Origin of the sequence: Mycobacterium sp. NAZ190054, assembly GCF_001545925.1 — a bacterium.
In the GTDB taxonomy this organism is placed as follows: Bacteria; Actinomycetota; Actinomycetes; order Mycobacteriales; family Mycobacteriaceae; genus Mycobacterium.
Genome location: NZ_LMVQ01000306.1, coordinates 1 through 4,264, shown reverse-complemented (window position 1 = coordinate 4,264; position 4,264 = coordinate 1). Strand labels below are relative to the sequence as shown.

Annotated in this window: 6 protein-coding genes; 4 read left to right on the top strand and 2 right to left on the bottom strand. The window is 68.9% G+C overall.

The features are described 5' to 3' along the window. Together ASJ79_RS34185 and ASJ79_RS19745 are read left to right on the top strand one after the other, a co-directional pair. A partial coding sequence (locus ASJ79_RS34185; RefSeq protein WP_231750939.1) for a hypothetical protein occupies positions 1 to 142 on the top strand: 142 nt, incomplete at its 5' end. A 40-nt stretch (positions 143 to 182) separates the two neighbouring features. Further along, positions 183 to 1,088 (top strand): fumarylacetoacetate hydrolase family protein, encoded by a 906-nt coding sequence (locus ASJ79_RS19745; protein WP_067958819.1) that lies wholly within the window; start codon positions 183 to 185, stop codon positions 1,086 to 1,088. Between the two features lie 40 nt (positions 1,089 to 1,128). Here the strand turns inward: ASJ79_RS19745 and ASJ79_RS19740 are convergent, their stop codons facing one another. Beyond that, positions 1,129 to 1,677: a YceI family protein gene (locus tag ASJ79_RS19740; protein ID WP_067958816.1), complete on the bottom strand. Its 549-nt coding sequence runs from the start codon at positions 1,675 to 1,677 to the stop codon at positions 1,129 to 1,131. Positions 1,678 to 2,003: 326 nt separating this feature from the next. On the opposite strand from ASJ79_RS19740, the gene fdxA reads away from it, so the two are divergent. Then, positions 2,004 to 2,327: a ferredoxin gene (gene fdxA / locus ASJ79_RS19735; protein WP_067958814.1), complete on the top strand. Its 324-nt coding sequence runs from the start codon at positions 2,004 to 2,006 to the stop codon at positions 2,325 to 2,327. Beyond that, positions 2,324 to 3,472, top strand: a complete 1,149-nt coding sequence (dapC, locus tag ASJ79_RS19730) for a succinyldiaminopimelate transaminase (RefSeq protein ID WP_067958822.1) — start codon at positions 2,324 to 2,326, stop codon at positions 3,470 to 3,472. Before fdxA ends, dapC begins: the two co-directional genes overlap by 4 nt. A 34-nt stretch (positions 3,473 to 3,506) precedes the next feature. Here dapC and ASJ79_RS19725 read toward each other — a convergent pair. Beyond that, the coding region (locus tag ASJ79_RS19725; protein WP_197420293.1) for a PucR family transcriptional regulator at positions 3,507 to 4,264 on the bottom strand (758 nt) is incomplete at its 5' end.

Below are 4,264 nucleotides of genomic sequence, written 5' to 3'. Positions count from 1 at the left end.
CCTGATGGAAGAAACCATCTCCCGCATGGCCGGCTCCGAAAACGGCTCCGCCAAAACCGTCGCCGAACTCGTCGCCATCGCCGAAGGCATCGGCCGACCCGCACGCCAACGCACCACCGACTACACCCCGCTGGCGGCCTAGGTTCCGTCGCACCGCGCCGGCCGGCTGGTAGGACGGAACCATGAAGGTGCGACGTGTGATCACCGACGGGCGGTTGGAGACGCAGGCGCAGCGGGACGACGGAGACTGGGCGCGCGCGGACGGCCCGTCCCCGTGGGGTGGCGCGGTGTTCGACCCCGGGTGGGAGACGGCCGTCGCGCAACGCCACCACGATCTCGCCGGCCACGTCCTGCCGTTCCAGCCGGCTTCCTTCCGCGACTTCATGCTCTACGAGGACCACGCGACCGACGCGGCCCGCGGACTGGTGCGACGGTTCCATCCGGCGCAGGCCCGCGCCGCCGCGGCGATCGAGAAGCTGACCCGAAAACCGTTCCCGCTGTTCAAGCCGAAGCCGTTGTTCTACCGCCAGCCCATCTACTACATGTCCAACCATCTGAGCTTCGTACCCACCGGCACCCCCGTGGCGTTTCCGTCGTACAGCACAGCGCTGGACTTCGAACTCGAGCTCGGGTTCGTCCTCAAGGCGCCGCTGTTCAACGCCACCCCGCAGGAGGCACTGCACGCGATCGGCGCGTTCGTCGTCGTCAACGACTTCAGCGCACGGGATGTGCAGCGCAGCGAGATGGCCACCGGGCTGGGGCCGCAGAAAGCCAAGCACTTCGCGTCGTCGATGTCGGCGGTGGCCGTCACCGCCGACGAGGTCCTGCCGCGTATCGAGTCGCTGACCGGGGAGGTGACGGTCAACGGAACCCGGGTCAGCACGGTCACCAGCCGCGGTATGCAGTGGTCGATCGGGGAGGTGCTCGCACACGCGTCGCGCGACGAAAAGCTCTACCCCGGTGAGCTGTTCGCCACCGGAACCCTGCCAGGGGGCAGCGGTATGGAGACCGGGCACTGGTTGCGGCCCGGGGACCTGCTGACGCTGACGATCGATCAGATCGGCGACATCACCCACCGGATAGAGTAGTGGAACCCACTGCAGGGCAGTGGGTTCCACTATTCCATCATCAGGCCTGCTTGAGCGCCTCGATCTCGAGGGTGACCGTCACCTTGTCGCCGACGACCGCACCGCCGGTCTCCAGCGGCATGTCCAGGTCGATGCCGAAGTCCTTGCGATTCAACACGACCGATGCGTCGAAGCCGGCAACCTCACCGTTGCCCATGCCGGGGTTCACGCCGTTGAACTCGACGATCAGAGAGATCGGGCGGGTGACCCCCTTGAGGGTGAAATCGCCGTCGACGACGTAATTGTCGCCGTCGGGGCGGACGGCGGTCGAGACGAAAGTGGCCAGCGGGTACTTCTCCGTATCGAAGAAGTCCGCGGACTTCAGGTGGGCGTCGCGCTGCTCGTTGCGCGTGTCGACTGAGTCGACGGCGATCTCGGCCCGCACCGACGGGACGCCGTCCTCGCCGACGGTGATCGCTCCGTTGAAGGTGTCGAACACGCCCCGGACCTTGCTCACCATGAGGTGGCGTACGGAGAAGCCGACAGTGGAGTGGACGGGGTCGATGGCCCAGGTTCCGGTGGACAGTGCGGTGTTGCCGGCAACGGTCATGGGTGTCTCTCTTTTCCTCGATTGGGTCGGTGGGTCCGACGGGTACACCCCGGTAAACGGACTATGGTCCGATTCCATTCCCGGCCTTCGTCCTGGGAGGTTTCGGACACGTCGGCGCGGCGTGGGGTACTAGGCGAGCGGTATCTGCAACGTCTAGTATCAGTAACCACGCGCAACCCCTACCGGGGTTGCGCGAAAGTTAGGGCACACTGAGACACGCGTCCAAATAACAGCATGGATACTTGCTGAGTCGGCCGCGGCTCGGCTGAGCCCTGCCTAGACAGCAGCCCACTGGACAGGTAGTTCGAGAGGACTAGGAGTAGTTCGTGACGTACGTCATTGCTGAGCCCTGCGTCGACGTCAAAGACAAGGCGTGCATCGAGGAGTGCCCAGTCGACTGCATCTATGAGGGCACACGCATGCTGTACATCCACCCGGACGAGTGCGTCGACTGCGGCGCCTGCGAGCCGGTGTGCCCCGTCGAGGCCATCTACTACGAGGACGACGTCCCGGATCAGTGGAGTGGATACACCCAGAGCAACGCGGACTTCTTCGCCGAACTGGGCTCGCCGGGCGGCGCGTCGAAGGTCGGCATGACCGACAACGACCCGCAGGCAGTCAAGGACCTACCTCCGCAGGGCGAGGACTGAGTACCACGGCGCAGCACGAGTCGTTCGAGGTCACGCGCCGGCCGCGTAAGTCGGAGTTCCTGCCGGTCTTCCCGTGGGACACCCTCGCCGACGCGACCGCCGCTGCGCGCGCACACCCCGACGGCATCGTCGACCTGTCGGTCGGGACGCCGGTCGATCCGGTGGCCCCGGTCATCCGGGACGCGCTGGCCGCGGCGAGTTCGGCGCCGGGCTATCCGACCACCCACGGCACCGTCGCGCTGCGCGAGGCTGCGGTGTCGGCACTGGAGCGCCGGTACGGGATCACCGGCGTGCCGCCGGCGGCGGTGATCCCGGCGATCGGCACCAAGGAACTCATCGCGTGGCTGCCCACCATCCTCGGCCTCGGGCGCGGCGACACCGTCGTCGTCCCCGAGCTGGCCTACCCGACCTATGAGGTCGGGGCGTTGCTGGCCGGCGCCGCGGTGGTGCGTGCGGACTCGCTGACCCAGCTGGGACCGTCGGTGCCGGCGCTGGTGTACCTGAACTCACCGAGCAACCCCACGGGCCAGGTGCTCGGCGTCGACCATCTGCGCAAGGTCGTCGCGTGGGCGCGCGAGCGCGGGGTGCTGGTCGCGTCCGACGAGTGCTACCTCGGTCTCGGCTGGGATACCGCGCCGGTCTCGGTGCTGCACCCGGAAGTCTGCGGGGGCGACCACACCGGGTTGCTGGCCGTGCACTCGCTGTCGAAGACGTCGTCGCTAGCCGGCTACCGCGCCGGGTTCGTCGCCGGTGACCCGGCGGTGGTGGCCGAGTTGCTCGCGGTGCGCAAGCACGCCGGCCTGATGGTGCCCACACCGATCCAGGCGGCGATGGTCGCCGCCCTCGACGACGACGCCCACGAACACGAGCAACGCGCCCGCTATCGGCGCCGCCGCGACGCGCTGCTGCCGGCCATACAGGCAGCCGGTTTCACCGTCGACCACTCCGAGGGCGGGCTCTACCTGTGGGCCACCCGGGACGAGCCGTGCCGGGACACCGTGGCATGGCTGGCGCAGAAGGGCGTCCTCGTCGCGCCCGGTGAGTTCTACGGTCCGCGCGGCGCCCGCCACGTCCGGGTGGCGCTGACCGCAACCGACGAACGCATCGCCGCCGCGGTCGAGCGCCTGGCGGATTCGGCGCGCTGAGGCACCCTCGCTGTCGCATACCGCGCCCGATTCGCTACGGCTCCGTCGCGCGCAGGCCCAGCGCGAGCACCAGCCGCTCGTCGGGGTCGTCGAGTGAGGTGGACAGCAGCTCCTCCACCCGGCGGATGCGGTATCGCACGGTGTTCGGGTGCACGTGCAGCCGCGCGGCCACCGCGGCGATGTCGCCGAAACCGTCCAGATAGGCCTGCAGGGTCGAGGCCATCAGCGGATCGTCGGTGCGCAGCCGCCGCACCCGCGGGTCGACCAGGCGCGGCTGCGACGCGACGTGCGACACGATCTCGTCGAGCAGCACCGTCGTGCGCGCCTCGTCCAGCGAGGTGACCGGACCGATGGCGCGGGGGTGCCGGTCGGCACTGTCGAACACCCGGTCCACTTCGGCCCTGGCGTCGGCCGCAGCCGCCAGCCCCGCCAGCGGCGCGGTGACCGCGCGCAGCTCCAACCCGAGTTCACGGCGCAACGCCGACACCACCCCGTGCGCCCACGACGTCAGTGCCACGGCCGCCCGCAACTTCGGGAACAGCACGTAGACCCGGTCGCCCGCCGCGGCCACCTGGGCATCGGCACGAAACGCGCTGGCGCTCAACGCCAGAACGTCCGCCGGTAGCGGGGCGCCGTGCTGGTGGAAGCCGACCAGTGCGGCGCGCCCGTCCGGGTGGGTCAGCGTCAGCGTCCGGATACCGTCGAGGGCATCGTCGATCGCCGCGACGGTGAGTTTCATGGTGCTCACGACGCGACCTGCTGTTCGGCGTCGACCATGTAGCCGAGATGGGT